The 24,052-nt window shown below is 50.8% G+C and carries 18 protein-coding genes; 7 read left to right on the top strand and 11 right to left on the bottom strand.

The window, feature by feature from the left end; translation table 11 throughout:
• Nucleotides 1-39 precede the first annotated feature (39 nt).
• From ACMV8I_RS14765 to fhuE, 3 genes are all read right to left on the bottom strand, one after another.
• Complete coding sequence (locus ACMV8I_RS14765) at nt 40-447, bottom strand: nuclear transport factor 2 family protein (RefSeq protein WP_498865963.1); 408 nt, start codon at nt 445-447, stop codon at nt 40-42.
• A gap of 698 nt (nt 448-1,145) precedes the next feature.
• Nucleotides 1,146-1,685: a LuxR C-terminal-related transcriptional regulator gene (locus ACMV8I_RS14760; RefSeq protein ID WP_498865962.1), complete on the bottom strand. Its 540-nt coding sequence runs from the start codon at nt 1,683-1,685 to the stop codon at nt 1,146-1,148.
• A gap of 489 nt (nt 1,686-2,174) precedes the next feature.
• Nucleotides 2,175-4,391: a ferric-rhodotorulic acid/ferric-coprogen receptor FhuE gene (fhuE, locus tag ACMV8I_RS14755; RefSeq protein ID WP_498865961.1), complete on the bottom strand. Its 2,217-nt coding sequence runs from the start codon at nt 4,389-4,391 to the stop codon at nt 2,175-2,177.
• 489 nt (nt 4,392-4,880) lie between these two features.
• On the opposite strand from fhuE, the gene ACMV8I_RS14750 reads away from it, so the two are divergent.
• Nucleotides 4,881-5,285 (top strand): GFA family protein, encoded by a 405-nt coding sequence (locus ACMV8I_RS14750; protein ID WP_498865960.1) that lies wholly within the window; start codon nt 4,881-4,883, stop codon nt 5,283-5,285.
• A gap of 115 nt (nt 5,286-5,400) precedes the next feature.
• Here the strand turns inward: ACMV8I_RS14750 and ACMV8I_RS14745 are convergent, their stop codons facing one another.
• Nucleotides 5,401-7,062 (bottom strand): tannase/feruloyl esterase family alpha/beta hydrolase, encoded by a 1,662-nt coding sequence (locus tag ACMV8I_RS14745; protein ID WP_498865959.1) that lies wholly within the window; start codon nt 7,060-7,062, stop codon nt 5,401-5,403.
• Between the two features lie 119 nt (nt 7,063-7,181).
• Nucleotides 7,182-7,586: a winged helix-turn-helix transcriptional regulator gene (locus tag ACMV8I_RS14740; RefSeq protein WP_498865958.1), complete on the bottom strand. Its 405-nt coding sequence runs from the start codon at nt 7,584-7,586 to the stop codon at nt 7,182-7,184.
• A gap of 115 nt (nt 7,587-7,701) precedes the next feature.
• Between ACMV8I_RS14740 and ACMV8I_RS14735 the strand changes: the two genes are divergently transcribed.
• Nucleotides 7,702-8,634, top strand: coding sequence for an oxidoreductase (locus ACMV8I_RS14735; RefSeq protein ID WP_498865957.1), 933 nt, complete (start codon nt 7,702-7,704; stop codon nt 8,632-8,634).
• A gap of 254 nt (nt 8,635-8,888) precedes the next feature.
• On the opposite strand, the gene ACMV8I_RS14730 is transcribed toward ACMV8I_RS14735, so the two are convergent.
• The 5 genes from ACMV8I_RS14730 to ACMV8I_RS14710 form a co-directional block, all read right to left on the bottom strand.
• The gene (locus tag ACMV8I_RS14730) at nt 8,889-9,821 is read right to left on the bottom strand and encodes a nucleoside recognition family protein (RefSeq protein ID WP_498865956.1); all 933 of its coding nucleotides are present in this window, start codon (nt 9,819-9,821) and stop codon (nt 8,889-8,891) included.
• 44 nt (nt 9,822-9,865) lie between these two features.
• Nucleotides 9,866-10,336 (bottom strand): RidA family protein, encoded by a 471-nt coding sequence (locus ACMV8I_RS14725; RefSeq protein WP_498865955.1) that lies wholly within the window; start codon nt 10,334-10,336, stop codon nt 9,866-9,868.
• A 64-nt stretch (nt 10,337-10,400) separates the two neighbouring features.
• The gene (locus ACMV8I_RS14720) at nt 10,401-11,237 is read right to left on the bottom strand and encodes a PhzF family phenazine biosynthesis protein (RefSeq protein WP_498865954.1); all 837 of its coding nucleotides are present in this window, start codon (nt 11,235-11,237) and stop codon (nt 10,401-10,403) included.
• Nucleotides 11,238-11,281: 44 nt separating this feature from the next.
• Nucleotides 11,282-11,629 carry a RidA family protein gene (locus ACMV8I_RS14715; RefSeq protein ID WP_498865953.1) on the bottom strand — a complete coding sequence of 116 codons (348 nt, stop codon included), beginning with the start codon at nt 11,627-11,629 and terminating at the stop codon, nt 11,282-11,284.
• Between the two features lie 175 nt (nt 11,630-11,804).
• Complete coding sequence (locus ACMV8I_RS14710) at nt 11,805-12,728, bottom strand: LysR family transcriptional regulator (RefSeq protein WP_498865952.1); 924 nt, start codon at nt 12,726-12,728, stop codon at nt 11,805-11,807.
• Nucleotides 12,729-12,970: 242 nt separating this feature from the next.
• Here ACMV8I_RS14710 and ACMV8I_RS14705 point away from each other — a divergent pair, with 242 nt between their 5' ends.
• Together ACMV8I_RS14705 and ACMV8I_RS14700 are read left to right on the top strand one after the other, a co-directional pair.
• Nucleotides 12,971-15,139: a putative bifunctional diguanylate cyclase/phosphodiesterase gene (locus ACMV8I_RS14705; protein ID WP_498865951.1), complete on the top strand. Its 2,169-nt coding sequence runs from the start codon at nt 12,971-12,973 to the stop codon at nt 15,137-15,139.
• A 79-nt stretch (nt 15,140-15,218) separates the two neighbouring features.
• Nucleotides 15,219-16,979, top strand: a complete 1,761-nt coding sequence (locus tag ACMV8I_RS14700; RefSeq protein ID WP_498865950.1) for a sensor domain-containing diguanylate cyclase — start codon at nt 15,219-15,221, stop codon at nt 16,977-16,979.
• A gap of 128 nt (nt 16,980-17,107) precedes the next feature.
• Here the strand turns inward: ACMV8I_RS14700 and rhtB are convergent, their stop codons facing one another.
• Complete coding sequence (rhtB, locus tag ACMV8I_RS14695; protein ID WP_498865949.1) at nt 17,108-17,728, bottom strand: homoserine/homoserine lactone efflux protein; 621 nt, start codon at nt 17,726-17,728, stop codon at nt 17,108-17,110.
• Nucleotides 17,729-17,987: 259 nt separating this feature from the next.
• Between rhtB and ACMV8I_RS14690 the strand changes: the two genes are divergently transcribed.
• The 3 genes from ACMV8I_RS14690 (at nt 17,988) to ACMV8I_RS14680 (ending at nt 23,994) form a co-directional block, all read left to right on the top strand.
• Nucleotides 17,988-19,100 (top strand): tyrosine-type recombinase/integrase, encoded by a 1,113-nt coding sequence (locus ACMV8I_RS14690; protein ID WP_498865948.1) that lies wholly within the window; start codon nt 17,988-17,990, stop codon nt 19,098-19,100.
• Nucleotides 19,101-19,213: 113 nt separating this feature from the next.
• The gene (gene ovoA, locus ACMV8I_RS14685; RefSeq protein WP_498865947.1) at nt 19,214-21,355 is read left to right on the top strand and encodes a 5-histidylcysteine sulfoxide synthase; all 2,142 of its coding nucleotides are present in this window, start codon (nt 19,214-19,216) and stop codon (nt 21,353-21,355) included.
• A gap of 116 nt (nt 21,356-21,471) precedes the next feature.
• The gene (locus tag ACMV8I_RS14680) at nt 21,472-23,994 is read left to right on the top strand and encodes a heavy metal translocating P-type ATPase (protein ID WP_498865946.1); all 2,523 of its coding nucleotides are present in this window, start codon (nt 21,472-21,474) and stop codon (nt 23,992-23,994) included.
• Nucleotides 23,995-24,052: the final 58 nt, after the last annotated feature.

Raw genomic sequence — 24,052 nt, 5'->3', positions numbered from 1 at the left:
ATTTTTTGGTCACTCAATGCGTTTTATAACACTACTGAATTAGGATTCAGGCATTGCGGATGAGTGGTGAGAAGATATCTTCCATTCTTTTCCATCCCACGCATAGGTGAAAGTATATCGGGCTTTTACACTGGTATTATCGTTAAATTTAAATGTGTAAATACCAGAATCGATAGCTTTATTACACCCGATCCTGATGGCGCGGCTATCAATTTTTCCTACAGGTTTATTCTCTAGAAAATGCTCAAAGTAATCAACACGCTCAGTGTCAGTCAGTCGAACCTGATTTGATACTGTAGGCAACAGGACCAAATCACTGAGATAATTTGCAGTGACCTGTTTGGCATCTCCGGTTTTAAGTGAGTCATTCCGGCTATCAAATAAACTTTCGATCTTTTGTTTATCGACCTTTACACAATTATTGGGTTTTTCAGCCCATACAATCACCTTTTCACCCCGAAATGGTCTGAAATTACGAGCACTATAATTAACGGATGATCAACGAATTTAATACAAACTTGTCGTGAAAATTTTTTTCATGAAATTTCTCGATCGCTTGTTTAGCTTTCATTTAACAATAACGGAGCAGAACATGGGACAATCAACAATGGTGTTAGTATTACTCTCTAAATTTTTCTTAGATAAGTGTCTTGTATCCCTGGTTGAGGGTAACGCTTCACTTCTTCCGGCTCCCAAATAGTGCTTTTCACTTGATATGATGGTATGGTTTTGAACTGCCAGAGAGGGAATTCGTATAAGCTTCTGATCTTATTTTCTATACGTACTATCGTTAACAGTGGAGGTTAACTATGCGCAGATATACTCTTACCAGTTGCATATTGGTCATGCTATGTGGATGTGCCAACGAACAAACGTTTGAGATCGTACCACCTACAAATCCAACACAACGAGTGATGCCTGACTTAAATCAGGGGATCAGCCCGAGCCAACGACAGGCAATTATGAGTGGGGAACGGCCCGATTGGTCAGATCATTACCCAATGCCAATAACACCTGCTATGAAAAGAAACCAGTTTAATCATAATGGATAGCTGTTCCTTTCACCGAATTTAGTCCCGTCATAATCAGAAAACCTCGGTTTTAGGTCGACTTCTTACTCTGGCAACCGGCGGTTTTTTAGATATTTAAGAAAATAAAGAGGCATAAAATTTATCACGAACTATAAAAGCAGTACTGTTTTCCTTGATGCCATATTCAAGTAGCTGAGGAAAAACCTGACACCAAAAAGACAGCATTAAGTAAAACTTACTATTACTTTCAAACCCAAGTTTTTTCATTGCATTCCTTTTGAGTCTGCTCACTGACTTCTTGCTGAAATTACATTCTGCAGCAGTATCCTCTTGAGACATACCATTGATAATGCATGCGATAACACATTGTTCAAAACATGTTAGAATGGAAGACTCTGTGCCTAAAGATTTTGATTCAAAGAGATTCCTATGAAGTAAAGGCAATGGAGATTTTCTGAGTGTCATATTACCTTTGCAACTAAAAAGAGCATTTACCGGTTCAAGATCGCCAAGATCTGACAATAATTTCTTATTTATAATAAAGAAATAGCCTATCTCTGAACCGCAATCCAGTATAATGGCGTCGTTATTTATATCATGTACTAAGCGCTTCATTGCAAGAGTAAAAAAAATATCATTAGACAGTATGTTCACTAGCATTCTCCATAACACAAGACTATTCTCGTTAAATACGTAACGTTTCTTTGTTGAATTAATCGTAATTAGATCGTGGCATATCACGACGATATCCTCGTATACTTTATAGATACTTGATATTCATGCAAAAAGAACGATTTTTTCAAATTTTAAGGATCAATAGCCACTGCCTATTACTTATGGTGATGGTCAGCATTTCATTAACATATGCCATTTGACTTGCGGTCTATTCCTGAAGGTCTGATAAGCTAAGGGGAAATGGCTGATTAACAAATTCAATACAAATCTATGATCACAGACGGTTGCCTATCGGATTACTCCGTGGTGCGTTTAGTGTTCATTCGAAAATCGGAGGACGTGACGAGTTAATAAATAGATTATCGCGCGAAGTAATGGCTGAAAATAAAAGTCATTATTGAGTTTGATGATCGCCCGAACGATCACCTTTAATATGATTGCAGTTAAACAGTATGATGGACAGATTCGTCAGAAAGAATAATTCGCTGTCACCGATATATTTCTTGGTTCCCCATAGACAATATACTGGTTCACACTGGTGTCATATTCCTTATCGAACAGGTTATTCACATTCGCCTGTACGGACAGTTGTTTGGTGACCTCATAGCGGCTGAACAGGCTAACCAGCGCATAGCTGCCTTGTTCTGCATGAAGGGTGCCTTCCCCATCCGGACCTGAGACATCGTCCCAAACGTGAGTCTGCCAGTTAACTCCACCGCCCACAGTCAGTTTCTGCAACATCGGCAGGCGGTAGCGGGTAAACAGTTTCAACTGGGTGCGTGGCAGGTTCGGGTTCACCGCGACGTTATTTTCATCTTCGGCAATATAACGGGTACCGCCGAACGTGACTTGCCAGTTGTCGGTCACTGCGCCGTTCACTTCAAATTCAACGCCTCGGCTTACGGTGCCGCTCTTCCCTTCATAGGCCGCTTCAGTCGTGCCCGGAATGGTGCGGCCGGAGGCCTGCGCTACGTTATCCAGTTCGGCTCGGAAAACGGACACCGATGTGGTCAGGCGGCTGTTGAACCAGTCAGATTTTACGCCCGCTTCATAATTTTTACCGATGACCGGAGACAGGTATGCACCGTTGATGTCGCGGTAAGTCTGCGGCTGGAACACCGAGGTATAGCTGGCATAGGTTGACCAGGTATCGTTTATGTCATACACCAGACCGGCGTACGGCGTGATGTTGTTCTTCTCGATCTTATCCGTCAGGGTGTCAGAATTCCAGTTGGTATAACGCGCGCCGAGGATCAGGTGCAGCGGATCGGCCAGTGACAGGCGGGTGGCGACGTAGGCGGATTTCTGGCGGATGGTGTCTTCCTGCGACAAGGTACGCGCGCCCCAGTCGGTTTCGCTGAACTGACCGTTAAAGTCGTTAAAGTTGCCCAGATCTTCAGACGAAATATTTTCAAATGTACCGTAATACGTGTTTTTTTGCTTGCTGTAACTCACGCCTGTCATCAGTTCATGCTGGCGGCCTAACAGCTCGAAAGGACCGCTGGCGAAGGTATCAACAGAGTCTACTTTACGCTTACCGGTGTTATAGCCCGTTCCACCTACCACCGGATAACCGGCATAGGAAGAGACGCCCGCCCCGGTGCTTTTATCGAAGTAACCATCGATGTACATCATTTTACTGTCGATGAGCGTTTCGTTATGAGTGCCGTTCAGCGTAACCACCCAGCCATTGTCGAAGGACTGCTTCAGGGTAGCGAAGAGTTTTTTGCTCTCTTTGTCACTATAGGCCCAGTCCGGTGCTGAGTTAAAACCGCGACGGTAATTGGTTTTGCTGCCATCCGTATACCAGCGCGGCATTCCGCCCCATGTTGGGCTGTCGGTATTGGTTTGCTGGAATTCGTAACCAGCAGAAAGCAAGGTGGAATCTGTTAGATCCGCATCGACTGTGGCATAAACAAATTTCTTCCGGGAGCCGTAACGCTCAATATAACTGTTGTTGTCCTGATAACCGGTGACCAAACGGCCACGTACGTTGCCTGATTCGCTCAGCGGCGTGGAAAGATCTGCAACATAACGCTGTTTGTTCCAACTGCCATAAGTGGCGGATACATTGCCGGTGAATTCTTTGCTGTCGGCGTGCTTGCGTACCATGTTAACCGACGCTGATGGATTACCTGGGCCGGTCATCAGGCCGGTAGCACCGCGCACCACTTCGATATGCTCATACAGCGCGGTATCTGACCCGGCGTCGCCAAGGTTCCAGCGTGGCTCGAACACGGTCGGAATGCCATCGACCATATAGTTGTCGATCAGGAAGCCGCGTGAGTAGTAGGTTCGGCGATCGATATCCGCCACGTTTTGTGTAATGCCGGTGGTGTTATTCAGCACGTCGCCGAGAGACTGTAGCTGCTGATCTTCCATGCGCTGTTTGCTGATAATGCTGACCGATTGAGGAATATCACGCTGGGTCAGCGCCATCTTGGTGCCCGCCGTGGTCACCGGCACGCTGTAATCCTGCGCCGTACTGCCGGTATCATTGTCATTCTGGCCAGTGACCACCAGCGTATCCTCGGTGGTTTTTTTATTCGAGGTTTCGGCTGCCTGGGCGGAATGAAGTGAAGAGGAAATGAGCACAGCAATAACGGAAAGTGAAAGTTTCAACCCTATATTATTACTTTCATTCTTCACTAACTTTACTGCATTGATCCCTGAGATGAATAACATAATTATTTTCCACACGCTGATTTATAGTTATATGAGGCAACCACTGCGGGAGCGCTACGGACTGAAAGAACGTGAATAACAGAAATAGCCGGAGCGCAGACAGGGACTGGGAGTGCATAGATAGACAAAAACGAATGAGAATAATACGCATTCGATTTACTGGTGTAAATACTTTATAAATCTAACTTTTGGCGGTTAACAGGATGAGATTTCTAGCTTGCTGGCGAGACTCAGAAAGCCCGGGGTTAAGCAACGAGCGCAACAAGTCTATTGAGAATGCATGAGGATTTACGCATTCTAAAATGAAGAAACTTTGTTTTAACCAAGACAATGAATTGCTTAGTATGGGGCGAGTCCTTATTGCTGGACTGGTGCCTGTTCTGGCCTAGGGAATCGTTATCTATCTCATGGGCTGCGGTCGTTATCGCCATTGCCAGACAGCAGCGCATTAATCGCCGTGCTTCACCGACCTGTCATCTGGAGATTGTCATGCCAAACGAAATTTCTGCTCAGTGCCATTGTGGTGCAGTCGCCTTTAACGTTGAACTCGTCGACGGGTTTAAAACGATTCTTCGTTGCAACTGTTCATTTTGCCGCATGCGCGGCGCCGTAGTTGTATCGGCAAAAAGAGTTGAGGTAATAAAGGGCAGAGATCAGCTCACTGAATATCGTTTTAATAGCAGGGAGGCCGCTCATTACTTCTGTTCAATATGCGGTATTTATACCTTCCATCAGCGCCGTTCTAATCCCGAGGTCTATGCGGTCAATGTTGCCTGCATAGAAGGTGTTTCACCCTTTGATTTTTCCCCTGTCAACGTAATCGATGGGATCAATCATCCGAAAGACGGTGGGGCGGGGGGCGTGACGGGTTATCTGTCATATCTATCAAAATAGCTTGCAACCTATCGCCGCCGGGCAATGTATTGCCCGGTAAAACCTAAATTTTACCGAATAGCCCTAAGTGGCCAACCCACTCCTTTTGCCATACTTTACGATCTTCAAATTATCCCTACTCCAACACGCAGCGAAAACTTGAGGTGGAATTTTTATCCCCATGTCCCTGGTATTGCGCATATTGCGGATATTCGCACAGAGGGCGTGCCCGTCCTGCTGTTGCCGAATGCGTATCGATGATTTTTTGCGTACCCGGCGCGATACCTTTATCGACCCAATTATCCAGCGTGCCCAGAGAATCCCAGCTCATCGCGAAACTGCCGCCGTTATGCGCAAAACCCGGTGCAATATAGAAACGAACAAACTGATGCAGGGCTTTGTCACCGAAGCGTGCCTGCAATTTTTCGTAGTAGGCGATCGTATTTGCCGGTGGAACGGACATATCTATTGAGCCGTGCATGAGCAGGAGTTTGCCACCGCGCTGCTCGAATGCGCGAATGTCCGGGTCAGCATCATCGACCTGAGAGGCTAATTCTTGCAAACGTGCCTGATGCGCTGCCGGATCGAACGATAAGCTGTCATATTTAGAGTTATGCGTGACAATGTAACGTACAACCTGATCACCCATGATGTAAGGGAAGGACATGATCAAGTTGGCAGGTGCAGGAGCAGTACCTGGTTGTGGTCCGGTTTGACCGTTTAACTCAGAGGCTGCAATGACTTTTGACTTATTGACCCCCGTACCAAACATGCTCACCAGCGTTGGCGCATCTGCCCCCTGCAATATTGGCCATGAGGCAAAATGGTTGCCGGTGGGCAGGGTGACACCCAGTGGCTGGGGTTGGGTCATTTTTCGAACTAAGGATACTTGCACATCTGACAGGCAGGTTGGCGCGCTATCTTTCCCATCGCTACAGCGCAGGCCTTCGAGACGAAACGTTTTGTCGCAGGCTTTTATATTCGCGATGATGCCATCGCTGAGACCATCCAGTTGATCGCATACTGCATACACTGCGTTTGAAATCAGAGAGGCTTTCGCCGGAGAGATCCAGGCGCCCGGCGTATTATAAATTGCCTGGCCTAGCAGCGTGCCTGCCATGTGTAATTCGATAAAGTCATAAACCGGTTGAATGGCGATAACGCCGTCATAATCTTGCGGATAGTGCTGAACTATGGCTAGCGCCTCATGACCTCCCTGAGAGTTCCCCTGAAAATACATATGCTTGGGCCTTTCTCCATACGCCTGCTGAATCAGCGTAAGCGCCACATCGTGCGTTTTCTTTAGCTGCGCACCGGTGAAATTTTTCCAGGCTTCATCATTCATCGCAAAAGAGGCGTCGGAGATCCCACCCTGATGTCCTGCGTCACTGCCGAAAGTGGCATAGCCCTGTTTAAGCACGCCCGGAACGGCTGCTGGCGAAAAGCGCGCGGTATCTGTTTTGCGTACTGCACCATTAAACCCGCTGCCGCCCAACTGTAATGCTTTACCATTCCAAACCAGCGGCAGATTAATTTGGAAATTAATATCTGGCGCAGTGGGGTCAACCGGCTTGATCGCACCTTCGATTTGACAGTGTCTTTCGCTGGTCTGGCCGACCATGGCCACTGCATTTATCACCGCGCCATGGGTTGGCAAGCCAATCTGCGATGCGCCGATGTGGGTTTGCTTCATCATCAGGCAGTCGGCTTCGCTGAAACTTTTAGCCTGTGCGTTCATCGCCGTGCTGGTTAGCAAAGCGAACGCCGCCGCGTAAACAGAATGGGTGATTCTCATCATTTTCCCTGGTCATTGGATCGTAATAGACCGTTTAGTCTCATGTATTTCTTAATATTCTGGCCGAATGATTTTTCTTTCGATATTCATCAGACACTATATTATTCAGTGACTACTTAATATCAGTCTGGATAATTCTGTCCAAGAAACTCTTTAAACGCATCCAGATCCTCTTCTAACGCAGTCTTCATGCCTCTTCTCTCAAGCCATTTTCTGCCCCACAAACTCAAGTCTAGTATCAGCTTATGCAGCTCTTTACCCTCTTCACTCAGGGAGTATTCAACTTTAGGTGGAACCACGGCATAGACGTTTCTTATAACCAGCCCGTCTTCTTCCAGTTCACGCAGCTGCTTGGTCAGTAGCCTCTGATTAATACTAATCAGATGACGTTGCAGTTCGCTGAACCGTAGTGTTCCTTCTTTTAAAAGATGATACAGAATCACCCCTTTCCATTTTCCGCCCAGGATATGGAGAGCTGCTTCCATTGAGCAGCCAGGTGCGGAATCATAGTTTCGTAATTTTTTCATTGCATCGTTCCATGGTTACCTTTTGGTAAGTATGTGCTTATTTTTATCGTATAAACCGATTTGAGTCATATGTTACTTTTAGGGGGTTAAATATCAACCTCTTTTGGGAGTAGCAATGTCAGCTTTACTTTTTGAACCGATTACCATCAACGGCACCGCGTTTCGCAACCGTATCGCAATGTCACCCATGTGCATGCATTCAGCTTCTGATGAAGGGCATGTTAATGATTTTCACGTAATACACTATGGTGCCAGAGCTCTGGGGGGCGCCGGCCTTATCATGCTGGAGACAGCTGCGGTGCTACCCAACGGGCCGATCGGGCCTGGCGATATTGGTATTTGGGATGATAGCCATGTTCAGGGACTGACTCGCGTAACCGATGCTATTCATCGTTTTGGTGCCAAAGCCGGTGCCCAGCTTGGGCATGCCGGACGTCAGTTGGGTATCGATCTGCCCTCAATAGCGCCTTCCGCTATTCCGTTTACCACTGAATCCCGTGTGCCTCAGGAAATGAGCATTGCGCAGATAAGAGACGTCGTTGAGGCGTTTCGATTGGGAGCACGACGCGCTCGTGAGGCTGGTTTCGACGTTATAGAGATTCACTGTGCTCATGGTTATCTGCTTAATCAGTTCCTTTCACCGCTGGCAAACAAGCGTAGTGATGGGTACGGCGGCAGTCCGGAAGCCCGCTATCGTATTGTGCGTGAGGTGATCGATGCCGTGCGCAGCGAATGGAGCGGCACACTGTTTGTGCGCATTTCCTCGACGGATTATGCAGAAGGCGGCAACCGCCCTGAAGACTTCCTGATCTACGGGAAATGGATGAAGGAGCAGGGAATCGATCTGATTGATTGTTCAACCGGCGGTATTGCCGTGGTGCCGGTTAATACGTATCCCAACTATCAGGTTCCGGCTGCAGAACTTCTGCGACGTGAGCTGGGTATCATGACCGGCGCGGTTGGGCTGATTGAAACGGGACGTCAGGCCGAAGAAATTCTGCAAAACGGCCGTGCGGACCCTCATTTTTGTGGGTCGCGAGATGCTTAAAGACCCTTTCTGGGCCAGGACTGCAGCAGATGATCTTAACATTGCTATGCCAGTGCCTCCTCAATACACCCGCTACGGATCCGCATGGCAGCGTTCTCAACCGAAGTTGCCTGCTGCATCGCTGAGTTTTACCGTAGAGCAATAGCGCTAACGGCTCAGGCCTTCGAGCTCATTGCAAGGAATATCAAGCTCTTCAATGTCTCGGGTATCATCAGCCGTTGGCCAGAAACCAACGGCTTTCTTTTATATCGCATTTAGAAAATAAACCCGTGTATCAGGGTTCGGAGCAGAATACCGGCCAGTGCCCCGGGGGCGGCGTAACGGAAAATGCGTGGAAATCTTGCGCTAATACCCAGAAAAATACCGATGCCCGGGAGGTCGAAGCTGTTTACCAAAAATCCTGCGGCCCGGTTCACTTCAGAGGGCAAAAGCTTTCCGGTATGGATCAGGTCAACCATGACGCTATAACACGCTGTACCTCCACCCAGATATTTTGCCAACGCCAGTCTGACAAAGACGCCGGGAATAGAGGCAAATACAAGAGCAGGTGACAGAAAACGTTCAATGGCATTTACCGCGCCAAAGGCATCCAGCATGTTAAACAGCGCAACGGTCAGAGTCAGCATGGGCACCGCGCCGGCAGCAAGCTTCATCGCTTCCGAGCCAGAGGTACTGATAATAGCGACGATGCCCTGTTTCGGTTGGTTCTGCAGCGGTTGTGCAGAGGCTACAATGGAACCGACCGCCGAAAGAGGGCGGGCAAATACATACCACGTCAGGGCAGATGCGCTGAGGCCGCCGATAACTGAGATGAGCAGTGCCGGCGCTAATGTTAACCCAAGTGGAGACATCGGATAGAGAACATTTCCCTGCGCCATAGCGAGCACCATCGCCAGCGTTGCCGCCATATGACGATCGGATATTCCCTGTTTGTCCATCAGGGCAAGGGTCGCCAGCGGTGCGGCAAAATTGATGAAATTTATCTGTAGTAAGGCAAATGTACTCAGTCCTGTCAGTCCCAGAGGGCGGAGTAGCGGTCCGGTGATTGTCACCAGCTTTGCCAGAATTCCCCAGGCCTCAAGGGCTTTCATCATGCACAGCATGACTATCATAATCGGCAGCAGCGTATAGAGCGCAATGTCTACAGCAGTTTTTCCAGACTGCAGGATAATCTCGATGATATTCATTTAGGAACCTGCGGCGGGTACATGATGGTATCCCGCGTTATTGTTTACAGCGCAGAAATCTTAAGCGAGAAAACAGCCTCAACCTGGACGATCATGCCGAAAGGCAGCGAGCTCATCCCCGCGACAGACCGGGTATGGTATCCCGCTTCGCCGAACACCTCTGCCAGCAGGTCCGAGCAACCGTTAATAACGCCGGCATGATCAGAAAATTCAGGGGTGGCATTAGTCATGCCAAAAACCCTCACCACGGACTCAATACGTGACAGGTCGCCCACTGCATCACGTGCGGCTGCCAGCAACTGAAGAGCAGCGTTGCGCGCGGCCTGGTAGCCTTCGTCCATAGCGATATCTGACCCAAGTCGGCCGGTCATGAATGTGCCGTCGTTATGCCTGGGTCCCTGTCCCGAAAGATAGAGTAGGTTACCTAAGACGCGTGCGGGTACATAACTGCCTGCCGGCGTTGGGGCCGGAGGCAGGATGAGGTTAAGCGAGGAAATTTTTTCTTCCGGTGTCATTGTTCTGCGTTCCTGAGCAGTCAGTTAAGTAAAATTCGAGCTGCTGCTGTTGTGGGAGAGAAAATTACGCCTCGCGCAGCAGCCTGGCGGCGCCAGCAACGCGAATACTGCTTCCCCGCTCTGGATCGATGTCGACCAGCAGACGTGAAGGCACACCCATGTCCTCGCCCTGATTGATGACCAGAGAATGACCATGTGGCCAGTCAATGTCTCTTAGATAGCCGGCAAGCGCCGCTGCCGCAGCGCCTGTGGCCGGATCTTCATAGACGCCACCGGCGGGAAACGGGTTTCGCACATGAAACAGCCGGGCATGTTCTGCAAAAATAAGGTTGAAGGTTACAAAACCTTCCCGGGTTGCCATCTGCCGGCCTCTGTTCAGGTCATACTTCATATTGCGGAGAAGATCGCGATCCCTCAGCGCAAGGACCAGGTGGTCGCCACCGCCATGGGCTACGGCAGGAGGGATTCGCGGGTCTAGCATGTCGCTGGTGAGGCCAAAGAGGCTGAGAGCCTCATCCAGTACCGCAGCCTCTACCGGCAGGCTTTTGGTGGGTGGCGACATGAATGAGGCTCCCCAGGCATTCTCGGAAAAATAACCGTTAACCACTATCCGCGCACGATTAAGTATCAGTGGATAAACGCCATCGCCTCGCTGACGTGCCAGCGCGGCCCCCAGCGCAATGGTGGCGTGACCGCAAAAATCAACTTCCATTTCTGGGGCGAAATAGCGAACCCGCCACGCGCCCTCTTCGGGAGCTGCAAATACGGTTTCGGAATAGCCCAGTTCATAAGCAAGTGCCTGCATCCGGCTGGCATCCGGTAACCTCTCACTCAACACCACGCCAGCCGGGTTGCCTCCGGCACCTTCGTGCGAAAACGCCGCTATATGCTGAATATCCATAGGGTAGATCCTCGGTGCTGTACAGTGATGATCGTCGTTTCAACTTATAACAGGACGGGTTCAAACGACGCTATAAGATCGATTTCGACCACTGCGTCCTTGATGGCCAGTGCTGAAACAACCGTTGAGCGGGCGGGACGATGGTCGCCAAATGCCTGTGCATAGGCACCGTCAAAGCGGCTAAAGTCTTCGCGGGTGGTTATCCAGACGCCAACCTTGATCACGCTCTCAGACGACAGGCCGTAGTCAGCCAGCAGAGAAAAATGTTTTTTCATGATGAGTGCGGTCTGCGCTTCAATGTCGCCTGAGATATTGCCGTTTGCATCGGTGGCCAGTTGGCCAGATATAAATAGCAGGGATCCCGTACGAACGGCCGTAGAAAGATGAGGCATGCAAAAACTCCTGTGTGCTCAATGAACGACTGAACCTGGAGCGATATACGACACAATTTTTCGCTAAAGGCAGCCTGGTATTGGGGAGTCTGACATCTGCGGCGTTTGATTCAATATGGCAGAAATGCATTTCATTGATGCAGTGGTTGCAGCAATGCAATGTACAGGGGCTGGCTTAAGGTAAGCGGGTCCACGGCGGGGGTGAGAAAAGGGTGGTAAGCCATTCGGTAAAGACCTGAACCTTGGCAGAGGCATAGGGGCGCGAGGCGCGGACCAGATAAATACCGCCGTCACCATCAAAAGTCCACTCAGGTAGTACCCGAATTAGCCTGCCTGCGGCCAGGTCCTTTGCAAGCAGCCATTCGCCGGCTCCCAAAATGCCCGTACCCGCCAAAGCAGCTTCCAGCATTGCACAGCTGTCATTGGTCCGCAGCGTGCCGTTGGTTCTCACCGTTTCCACACAAGCCTTCCCGGTAAGACGCCAGAATGGAAACGATTTCAGCGCCGGATTACCCATGCAGTTGTGCCCTTCGAGGTCAGCCGGGCAGGTCGGTAGCCCGCAGCGTTCAAGATAAAGTGGTGAGGCCGCAAGAATGCGGCGGTGCTCGACGAGCCTGCGCGCAACCAGCCGGCTATCAGGCAGGTGACCGATGCGTACAGCAGCGTCAAACCCACCCTCCACCACATCGACAAAGTTGTCACTGTACTCGGCTTCAAGCGTCAGGTCGGGATTGGCGGCCATAAAATGTGGAATGTACGGTGCAAGCCACAGGCGTCCCATTGTTGCTGGTAGTGTTAGGCGCAGGGTCCCGCGCAGTTCAGTGGCGGTTTCTGCTGCTTCCTGCTGCGCCTCGCTGATCAAATCTGTTGCTTGTCGGAGCTGCTGAGCCAGCCTCTGTCCCGTATCAGTCAGCTGAATCTGCCGGGTAGTTCTCTCAACTAACCGCACGCCCAGCCTTGCTTCGAATGAGGCGATTCTTTTCGAAATAATGGTCGGATGCCGCCCAAGCAGATTCCCTGCCCCTGAAAAAGAACCTGCCACAGCAATGGCCAGCAGAGCACTGATTTCATCTGTATGAGAACTGTTGAGTCCGACCATGCAGGCTTCTTTCCTGATTGAATAATTTCATATTTAAACACTTATATATAAGTTCAGTCTATCTATGGCATGGGAACCGCCGGGGAGACTATTGTCTATTCGCCTGCGTGTTTGCCTGTATCTCTTAATCGATATGGTTAACAGACTTTATCAAGTAGTCGACGATTTTAAGGGCTGATTCAGTTTTTTGAGAGTGGAATATACTGTGTATATTATCCGTGAAATAATTCAGAGGTACTGCCATGAAAACAGTGTACAGCCGGCAACAGCAAGAAGAAAATAGGCGGCTACATGCCCTGGCAGAATTTCAACTGATAGACACGCCACCTGAAGATGGGTTTGATCGACTGACTACGTTGGCCGCCAGGCTTTTCGAGGTGCAAATCGTCCTGATCACCCTAGTGGGCCGTGATAAGCAGTTCTTTAAATCCCGTCACGGTATTGCTATCTGTGAAACCGCGCGCGACGTCTCTTTTTGCAGCCATGCAATAAAGCAGGACGATATTCTCTTCATACCTGATGCGTTAAAGGACCCACGTTTCGCCACCAACCCTTTGGTTCTGGGTTATCCTTTTATCCGCTTTTATGCTGGCAAGCCTCTTGTTACTGCAACCGGTGACAGATTGGGAACTGTGTGTCTCATTGATAGTGTACCGAGAGATACGTTAAGTCCAATTGAAGAACAAAATCTGAACGATCTCACCGCCCTGGTCATGGACAGAATGGAACTCCATCGTCTTCAATCCCTCCGCAGTGTCAGTCAACAACGATTTGAAAGTATTGCATCAACCTCTCCCGATGCGATTATTTGTTCGGACCTCATTGAGGGGATCACTTTCTGGAATGCGGCTGCGCGAAAAATGTTTGGGTATGAGCCTTCTGAAATGCTGGGCCAAACGGCCGCAAAGATCATTTCGATGAACGATATCCCCGTCTATAAAGAGGAGCTCTCCAAGCTGCGTCGCGGACAAGGTTCGACACTGGAGGGAAAGGTATTTCCGCTGCGTGGGCTCAGAAAAGCGGGCACCGAGTTTCCTGCTGAGGTCTCATTGTCCGCCTGGCGTGACGGAAAAAGAACCAGCATAGGCATAATTGTCCGAGATGTCACCGAGCGTCATGAAAGTGAAGCCCGCCTTTTTCGCCTTGCGTCCCTGGATATGTTAACGGGTCTTGCCAATCGGTCTGCCTGGTACCGGCAGCTTGTTTTGCAGAAGTCCAGTAACGTCCCCTTCACCATATTGTTACTCGATTTAGACGGGTTCAAAGCGGTTAATGACGCCTATGGGCATGCGGCGGGAGATATGGTTCTCTGCCGTGTGGCGTATCTGCTGGAAGATCTGTGTGAAGATGCTGTGATCAATGCAAGGCTTGGCGGGGATGAATTCGCGATACTACTGGCGGGTATCGAAGAACATAACATCGACACCCTTGCCTCCGGCCTCATCAACCGCCTGCTAAAACCCTTTTACTATGAGGAGACCCTTATAGAAATAAGGGCCAGCATGGGTATTGCCCATTATCCAATGCACGGCAAGGATGAGGGTGAAGTGATGAAAGCTGCAGACCTTGCGCTTTACCGCGCGAAAGCCAATGGGAAAGGACGTTATGAGATATTTCTTCCGGAGTTTCGTGAAGTAGACAGGGCGAAAAGAACCTTTGAAAATGAGCTTAATCAGGCGCTGATTAAGAAAGAGTTTATTCTGGTCTATCAGCCAAAGTTTTTCAGTGACTCACTTCAGCTTGCGGGTTGTGAAGTCCTCTTGCGCTGGGCTCATCCAACCCGGGGTGTGTTGAAACCATCCTCCTTTATTGAAACGCTGAGCGTTAGTCCATTTTCTGCCGATGTGGGAGAATGGATCATCAAAGAAGCGTTCACTCAAATGATTCAATGGCGCCGTGAGTATCCTTTTTTAACGTGCAGCATAAACCTCTTTACCTCGCAGCTTCACCACGATGGGTTGGGCTCCTGCGTTCGTGAAACAATCGGTATCTCCGCTACGCCATTTATTAATTTTGAGGTAGATGAGGCTGTACTGATCAATACCGACATGGTAGTGCAGGAAAGACTTCATACATTAAATCGCTTAGGTGTGCAAATCACCGTCGATCACTTTGGGAAATATACTGCGGCACTCAGTCTGCTGTGCCAGGAATTTGTTTCATCTCTAAAGATTGACAAGCGACTGACTCAAGATATAGATGTCAACATGCAGGTCACTAAGCTTGTCAGTGCGATTGTAGCCTCGGGCAGACAACTGGGTCTGGTGACGTCGGCAGGTGGAGTGGAAACGAAAAATCAGCTGGACCACCTGCTACTGGCAGGTTGTCAGATAGTACAGGGAAACTATCTGAGTAAAGCGCTTGATGCCGAGCAGTTCAGTGAATTGCTTCAACAATATGCGAAGAAGTGACTGGGTTGCTCTACCTTGGTAAGGGGGCATTACTCAAACAATGGTGTGAAAAATTTACTGCGCTGGACGGGGTATTGCTATGTTAACGGATCTGAATCGTGATGAAGTTAAAAAACAGGCTGCGTTCTATGCTCTGAAAAACCATGATGAGGAGCGGGACGAAGCGTTGAAGCACTACACCCGCCTGACTTGCATGCTACTGAAAGTGCCTATTTGTTTTGTCTCCGTTTTGGATGATGAAAAGCAATATATAAAATCCGCGCAGAATATTTCAATCAAAGAAACGAGTCTGAGTGACGCTTTCTGCGTACATACGGTCAATTCAGGCAAGACGCTTATTTGCCCTGACACATTACAGCATGCTGTTTTTAAAGACTTTAAGTTGGTGAAGCATGCGCCATTTATCCGTTTCTATGGCGGATGCCCTATTAAAACCAGAGAGGGCATTGTCATTGGTACGCTGTGTATCCTGAGTAGCCAACCGCATACGCTCTCTGATGAGCAGGTCGATATTTTTGAAAAAATGGCCCTGATTGTTTCTGAGTTTTTAGCCGCCTGGCATGCCGTCGGTCATATCGATATTGTCACCTTGTTACCTAATCGGCAACGCTTGCTAAAAGATATTGCCTCATTGCATGAGGGCCCTTTCAAGCTGACTATTATTGATTGTATTGACATGCCCTTTGCCTATGAAATGGCCCGCTCACTTGGGATGATGGCCGTTGAGGGTTTGCTACGGGACATGGTGGTACAACTTCAGCGCGTATTGCATCTGCCGGGGCTACTTTATGCCGTCGCCGTTGGGCGGTTTGCCTTCCTGACATCTGCCAGTGAAAACATCACATCAGAACATATCGTGGCAAGACTGCAGGGGATCCAGGCCAGAATGAACCCGCAAATCCCTCTGGATTTGAATATCCATATCGGCGACTCAGGCCTCTGCAGTCAAGCATTGACACCCGGTGAGATCCTGCGCCGCGCGGTGAGCGCACTTCATGAAGGGATAAGTCAGGGCAACAGATTTATGACGTATGATGCGCAGGTTGATAGTCAGAAAAAGAATGATTTCAGCCTCCTGACTGACCTGAAAAAAGCGCTTCATGGAGAAGAGGGACTTTACCTGGTGTACCAGCCGAAGGTTTCTCTGATTACCGACCAAGTGACCGGCGTTGAGGCGCTGCTGAGGTGGCGACACCCGCAAATGGGCGATGTACTGCCCGGACTCTTCATCCCCTTGGTCGAAAGGACCGGCCTGATGAGAGAATTGACGGATTGGGTCATTAATACGTCTATTAAACAGCTGTGCCTCTGGCGCGACAAAGGCCTCTCTCTGCCTGTTTCCATCAATCTGTCGGCCAGTGATTTTTCCCGGGCCGATTTTGCCGACGTACTTGAACAAAAAATGCTCAGCGCCGGACTTGCTCCTGGCTTGTTGGGGGTTGAGTGCTTAGAAACAGAAAAGATGCTTGAAAGTCCTTCGGCCCTCTACGGATTGGAGATGCTCAAGCTGCGTGGATTTAAGATATCGCTGGACGATTTTGGTTCAGGATACAGCAATATCAATTATTTACGTAAAATCCCGATGGATATTATTAAGCTTGACCGCTCCATTATCTTAAATATTTCTACCGATAAAGGCAGCCTGATCATTGTCCGTAATGTTATCAAGCTCCTTAAGCAGCTTGACTATGAGGTGCTGGCTGAAGGGGTTGAAGATGATCTGACGGTGGAAATATTACGCTCGTTAGGTTGCGATGAGGTGCAGGGGTATGTTTACTCAAGGCCCTTAGTGTCGGATGTGTTTGAAACCTGGTACTACGCAAGACGTGCAGGGGTGTAAGCTCGACATCAGCATATGTTTATAATCACGACTATTTCCTTCCGCCATAAGGTTTCTCCGCACTGGCGCAGCTATGCTGAACGCACGCACGCACGCACGCACGCACTGCGCCACGGCAGAAATCTATATTACGCTTTTCTGGCGCTCGCCAGCAGTACCGCGACCAGAATGAAGAGTGAGCCGAAAATACGGTTGAGTAATTTCATCTGTTTTGCAGACTTTATCCAGCCGGAAATATGCGTGGCGAGCATTGCGTAACCGCCCATGACAATGATATCAACCACGATGGTTGTCAGGCCAAGGACAACGTATTGCCCGGTTTGCGGAGCTTCCGGCAAAATAAATTGTGGGAATAATGCTGCCAGAAAAACAATGCTTTTCGGATTGGTGAGATTCACAACAACCGCACGTTTAAACAGTCGATTTGGCGACAGTATTTTGGCCATCGCGTTTAAGTCTACTGCCCCGGCGGCACGCCATTGCCCAATGCCTAACCAGATCAGGTAAGCCGCACCTAGCCATTTAAGGGCTTCAAATGCCAGTACGGACTGAGAAACCAAGGTTCCCAACCCAATGCCGACCACAACAATATGGCAAGCCAGGCCGATTTGCTGACCGGCAATCGAGAAGACTGCACCGCGATAGCCGTGGCTGATCCCCGTACTCATGGTGTTTATTGCACCTGCACCGGGAGAAAGGCTGAGAATAATTGTGGTAAGAAGATAAGTTAACCACCAGTGCAACGTCATTGAGCGAACCTCTGAATACGCTATTTTATGGAACGATACGCTATATTTATTCTCACTCAAACGACTTAATTCACCCATTAACGCCATTTTCACCCCCTGAATGTATTGGCTAAAATGGCAGGCGTAGCTCTGCTATTTTTCACTCTCCGCTCGCTTTGTGACTCCAGACTTAATAGGTCTGGAGTCACAAAGCTTTTGCGTCTGATCCGCCGAGTTGTTATAACTACGGCCCGGACTTTAGCCTGTTGAAATCGCCAGAATGAATGCTGATGTGACTGAACCCGATATCGCCGCCGAGCAGGTTGGCCGCCATGTGATCCATTTTCTTTCGCAGATCAAAAATGCGTCGTTGGCAGAGCTGGATAACGTCGACGAGGAAGTCAACGCTACCGTCGAGCAGGCCATGAAGGTGTGGATAAAACTGTCGCTGATGATCACCCGCCGGCGGCCTGAAATCGCGGTTTCCTCGTTACTCAATCACGTCCTGCCAGCGATCGGTCAGTTACCGCTTAATAAAGTCAGCCGCCTTCGGCTCAACCGTCTCTTTAACGTGCTGCTGGCAGAAGGGAAAATCGCCGAAGCCAAACGTGTTTTTGCTTTGTGTAAACAGTTTCTAAGCTGGGCAGAAATCCAGGGATACCTGGAACATTCGCCGATCGGCTCGATGAAACGCCGCGATGTCGGCGGGCGAAATACGCCCCCGCGCGAGCGTTCTCTGACCGATGCGGAAATCTGGATTTTCTGGCATAGTCTTGATTTATGGTGTATTTCAGAGCAGTGCCGCTGGGCGCTGCGGCTCTGTTTGCTCACGGCACGACGCCCTGATGAAGTTGTGCGCGCACGCAAAGATGAGTTTCACTTACGCATTGGCGTATGGCGGCAGGGGCTGCGAAATAAATCGCGGCGCGACCACAGTTTGCCGCTGACACCCTTGATGATCCGCTGCATCCAAGCGCTGCTTAAAGCCAGCCCCACCGACAGTCCCTGGCTGGTGCCATCTCCGGCTGACGGGCAAAAACCGCTGTCGCGTGGTGCCATCACTCAGGCGCTGCGGCGCGTGGTCCGTGCTGAAAGAGGGCCAGGTATCGAGCCGTTCACCACCAGGGATCTGCGTCGTACTGCTCGTTCAAAACTAGCATCACTCAGTATTGCCAACGATGTTGCGCGTAAAATCATGAACCATTCGCTGGAAGGGATCGACCGGGTGTATGACACTCATGATTATCTGCCGCAAATGAAGCAAGCGCTGGATGCAATGTCCACTGATATCGAACGTATTATTTCCGCTGGGTCCTATCACTCTTTGCGCCATCGCTTTGAGGGTGAACCCTTGCAACTTTCTGAACGTTCCCTGCTGTTTATGCTCGATTAATCGGTAATTATAGCGATTAAATTGTGTCAGAATTTCTCATGAAAGCGTGATTAAATGAATAAATGCTACACTTTGCAGTTCATTTGCTTCGTCAGTTAACAAAGGAAATATCCATGAATCCCCCAAAAATAACCACAACCGGGTTACCTGAGCCGACGCAAACATTACGTCTGAACGGCAATAGTGCTGCCGAAAAACGTCATGAAATTCTTGAGTACTTTAACCAGACCTGGGACCTGTACGAAAGCTTGTTCAACTGCCTGGAAGATGAACGCGCTTACTTTAATAAAGCCATTTCCCTGCGTCATCCGCTGATTTTCTACTTCGGTCATACCGCCACTTTTTACATCAATAAGCTGATGGCAGCAGGTTTGATTTCTCAACGTGTTGATGACGGTATTGAGGCAATGCTGGCGATTGGCGTGGATGAAATGAGCTGGGATGACCTGGATAACAGCGAATACAGTTGGCCAAGCGTCGCGCAGTTACGTGATTATCGCGGCAAAGTGCGCACTGTTTTAGCCAATTTCATCGAAAATATGCCTTTAGAATTGCCGCTCAGCTGGGAAAGCCCGGCATGGGTGATCTTGATGGGCATTGAGCACGAACGTATTCACCTTGAGACGTCCAGCGTGCTGATCCGCCAGTTGCCGGTGGAATGGGTAAAACCCCAGGCGCACTGGCCAGCTTGCACGCATGTTCGTGAAGACCGCACTACGGTGCCGCAAAACTCGCTGATTAACATGCCGGGCGGGCAGTTAACGTTGGGGAAAACAGATGCTACCTACGGCTGGGACAACGAATACGGCACAGCGCACAGCGATGTGAAACCCTTTAAAGCCAGCAAGATGTTGGTCAGCAATGCGGAGTTTTTCGAGTTTGTGCAGGCCGGTGGTTATCAGAATACACAATGGTGGGATGGAGAGGGTCAGGGCTGGCGCGATTTTGCCAATGCCGCCATGCCGACATTCTGGGTCGGTTCTGCGGCGCAACCGGAGGATCTCAAACTGCGTCTTATGGCCGGGGAAATTCCAATGCCGTGGGACTGGCCTGCTGAAGTTAATCAGCTGGAAGCGGCTGCATTTTGCCGCTGGAAAGCTGATGAAACCGGTAAATCGATCCAACTGCCCACCGAAGCAGAGTGGTATCTGTTGCGTGAGCAGGTAGAGGGCGATCAGCCGGACTGGCAGCAGGCGCCCGGCAATATCAATCTGGCATGGTGGGCCTCTTCTTGTCCCGTAGACCAGTTCCCTCAGGGTGATTTTTACGACGTTGTAGGTAATGTCTGGCAGTGGACGACTACGCCGATCAGCGGCTTTGACGGCTTCCGCGTCCATCCACTCTATGACGATTTCTCGACGCCGACCTTTGATGGCAAACATTCGATCATCAAAGGGGGTAGCTGGATCTCAACCGGTAACGAAGCGCTCCGCTCCGCCCGCTATGCTTTCCGCCGTCACTTTTTCCAGCATGCGGGTTTTCGCTATGTCGTGTCGACGCATCAGGAAAAACGAGTCGTAAACCCGTATGAAACTGACACGCTGGTATCGCAATACCTTGATTTTCAATACGGGAAAAGCTATTTCGGCGTGGATAACTATGCTCGCGCCCTGGTGGATATCGCTGAAAAACTGTGCGATAAACGTCATCGCGCCCTGGATATTGGCTGTGCTACCGGCCGCGCCAGCTTTGAACTGGCCCGCTTGTTTGATCAGGTAACCGGCATGGATTATTCCGCGCGCTTTATCGACGTGGCTCTATCGCTGGCCAGCGGCGAGGCTTTGCGTTATCTGATGCCAGAAGAGGGCGATCTGATGGAGTATTGCCAGGCGCGGTTGTCGGATGTTGGGCTCAGTGCCGAGCATGCGGAAAAAGTGCGCTTCATGCAGGGCGATGCCTGTAACCTGAAACCGCAGAAAGACCCGTACGATCTCGTGCTGGCGTCGAACCTCATCGATCGCCTGCGCCAACCGAAGCGCTTCTTGCAGGATGTTGCATCGATGCTCCGCTCCGGCGGTTTGTTGATACTTTCATCGCCTTATACCTGGCTGGAAGAGTTCACGCCGAAAGAGAACTGGATTGGTGGTGTGCGAGAAAATGGCGAAGCGCTTACTACGCATCAGGCACTGCAACGCCTGCTGGCCGCTGATTTTACCGAAGTCCAGCCTCCGGTGGATGTGCCTTTTGTGATCCGCGAAACGGCACGCAAATATCAGCATACCGTGGCGCAGGTAACGGTGTGGCGTAAACGCTAAGCAACGGCATGGCAGACGTGTCGGTCAGCACGCCTGCCACACTCATCATCTTGTTGACCTTCCCCTGGGAGGAAGGTTTAAACTTCTCTCCAATATAACTCTTCAAGGGTAGGGCAATGGCTCTCCATCCAGGTTTCAATCCATCCACATCCTTAATGACTCGTCTGAGTCTGCCGGTCGAAGGCATGAGCTGTGCATCATGCGTTGGCCGGGTTGAGCGCGCGTTGAAAGCGGTCCCCGGTGTGCAGTCGGCTGCGGTTAATCTCGCCACCGAACGCGCTGATGTTACCTTCAGCGGCCGGGCCGATCCGCTGTCGGTTGTCCGCGCTATTGAAGGCGCTGGCTATGTCGTCAGCGAAGAGACCACCGAGCTCGCGATCGAAGACATGAGCTGTGCATCCTGTGTGGGTCGGGTTGAGAAAGCGCTTGCACAGATCCCAGGCGTGCTCGAGGCCAATGTCAATCTGGCGACCGAGCGCGCACGTGTGCGTCATCTCGCCGGCGTTGTCTCCACGGCCGATCTGGAAAATGCGGTCAAACAGGCCGGTTACCCGTCCCGCCGTTTGTCGGCCGAAACCGCCAATGCGGACGATAAAGACACCGAACGTCGTGAAAGTGACTCACGGGCGCTGCGGCGCTCATTACTGGTTGCCGCCATCTTCACTTTACCCGTTTTCATCCTTGAGATGGGTTCCCATCTGATCCCCGCTGTGCACCATTGGGTGATGGGAGCATTGGGTCAGCAAACCAACTGGTATATCCAGTTCGTGCTCACCACCCTTGTGCTGTTTGGGCCGGGTCTTCGCTTTTTCCGCAAAGGTGTACCGGCATTACTGCGCGGTGCTCCTGATATGAACTCGCTGGTTTCAGTCGGCACGGCGGCCGCTTACGGCTATTCACTTGTCGCCACTTTCGTCCCTGGCGTGCTCCCGCACGGCACCGCTAACGTCTATTTCGAAGCCGCTGCCGTTATCGTCACATTGATCCTGCTCGGACGCGCATTGGAAGCGCGCGCCAAAGGGCGAACTTCGCAGGCAATTAAGCGGCTGGTCGGGCTGCAGCCCAAGACTGCCTGCGTTGAGCGCAACGGCGAGACGGTTGATATTCCGCTTGATCAGGTGACAGCCGGTGACATTGTGCTTGTCCGACCGGGCGAAAAAATCCCAGTCGATGGCGTGGTGGTTGAGGGAGCGTCTTATGTGGACGAAAGCATGATCACCGGCGAGCCAGTGCCGGTGTCGAAGGGAGAGGGCGCTGCGGTCGTCGGTGGGACGATCAATAAGACGGGCGCGTTCAGTTTCTGCGTTACCAAGGTCGGTGCTAATACGGTGCTTGCGCAGATCATCCATTTGGTCGAGCAAGCGCAGGGCTCCAAACTGCCGATCCAGACGCTGGTTGATAAGGTGACCATGTGGTTTGTCCCGGCGGTGATGGTTGCGGCCATGTTGACCTTTCTGACCTGGCTGATTTTTGGTCCGTCCCCGGCGCTGACCTTGGCGCTGGTGAATGCGGTCGCGGTGCTCATTATTGCCTGTCCGTGCGCCATGGGGTTGGCCACGCCGACCTCAATCATGGTCGGTACGGGCCGCGCGGCCGAGTTCGGTATTCTCTTTCGCAAGGGTGAAGCCTTGCAGGCTCTGCGTGATGTGAGCGTGATTGCGCTCGATAAGACCGGTACGTTGACCAAAGGACGTCCCGAGTTGACCGACCTCGTGCTTGCAGAGGGCTTCGAATACGATGACGTCCTCGCGCTGGTTGCGGCGGTCGAGAGCCGGTCTGAGCATCCTATCGCCGAAGCGATCGTCGCAGCCGCGAGGCATCGGGACATCCGGCTTGCGCCCATTGAAGACTTTGACGCAACGCCAGGTTTTGGCGTGCTGGGCAAGGTAGCAGGACGTACTATTGCCGTCGGCGCAGACCGTTTCATGGCGAAGCTGGGCCTGGACGTCGCGAGCTTCCTGCCGATTGCAGTGCGGCTTGGCGAGCAGGGTAAAAGCCCGCTCTATGCCGCGATTGATGGCCGTCTGGCGGCAGTGATCGCGGTCGCCGATCCGATCAAGGAAACCACGCCCGAGGCTATCAGGGCGCTGCATGCGCTCGGACTTAAAGTTGCGATGATCACCGGAGACAATGCGGCGACCGCGTCAGCGATCGCCATGCAACTCTGCATTGATGACGTCGCAGCCGAGGTGATGCCCGACGGCAAGGTTGCCGCGTTGAAGAAATTCCGGGTCAATGGCGCGCGAGTCGCTTTCGTGGGTGATGGTATCAACGACGCCCCCGCGTTGGCCGAAGCCGATGTGGGGCTTGCCATCGGTACGGGAACCGATGTAGCGATCGAGGCGGCGGATGTGGTACTCATGTCTGGAGACTTACTGGGTGTGTCGAATGCCATCGCGCTCAGCCAGGCAACAATTCGCAATATTAAGCAAAATTTGTTCTGGGCTTTTGCCTACAACGCCTTGCTTATACCGGTCGCGGCAGGCGCGCTTTACCCACTGAACGGCACCTTGCTTTCGCCGATCTTTGCCGCTGCCGCGATGGCGCTCTCCAGCGTCTTCGTACTCGGCAACGCGCTGCGGCTTAAGCGTTTTCAGGTGCGGACTCACACGGAAAAGTCGTCACTTAAAGAAAAGTGAAAGAAATTGAGTTCCTAATGGATTCAGAGACGTTTATCAAGTCTGTAACGATTAACGC

This window comes from Ewingella sp. S1.OA.A_B6, assembly GCF_049889095.1.
Classification (GTDB): Bacteria; Pseudomonadota; Gammaproteobacteria; order Enterobacterales; family Enterobacteriaceae; genus Ewingella.
This window is presented reverse-complemented; position numbering and strand designations above follow the sequence as displayed.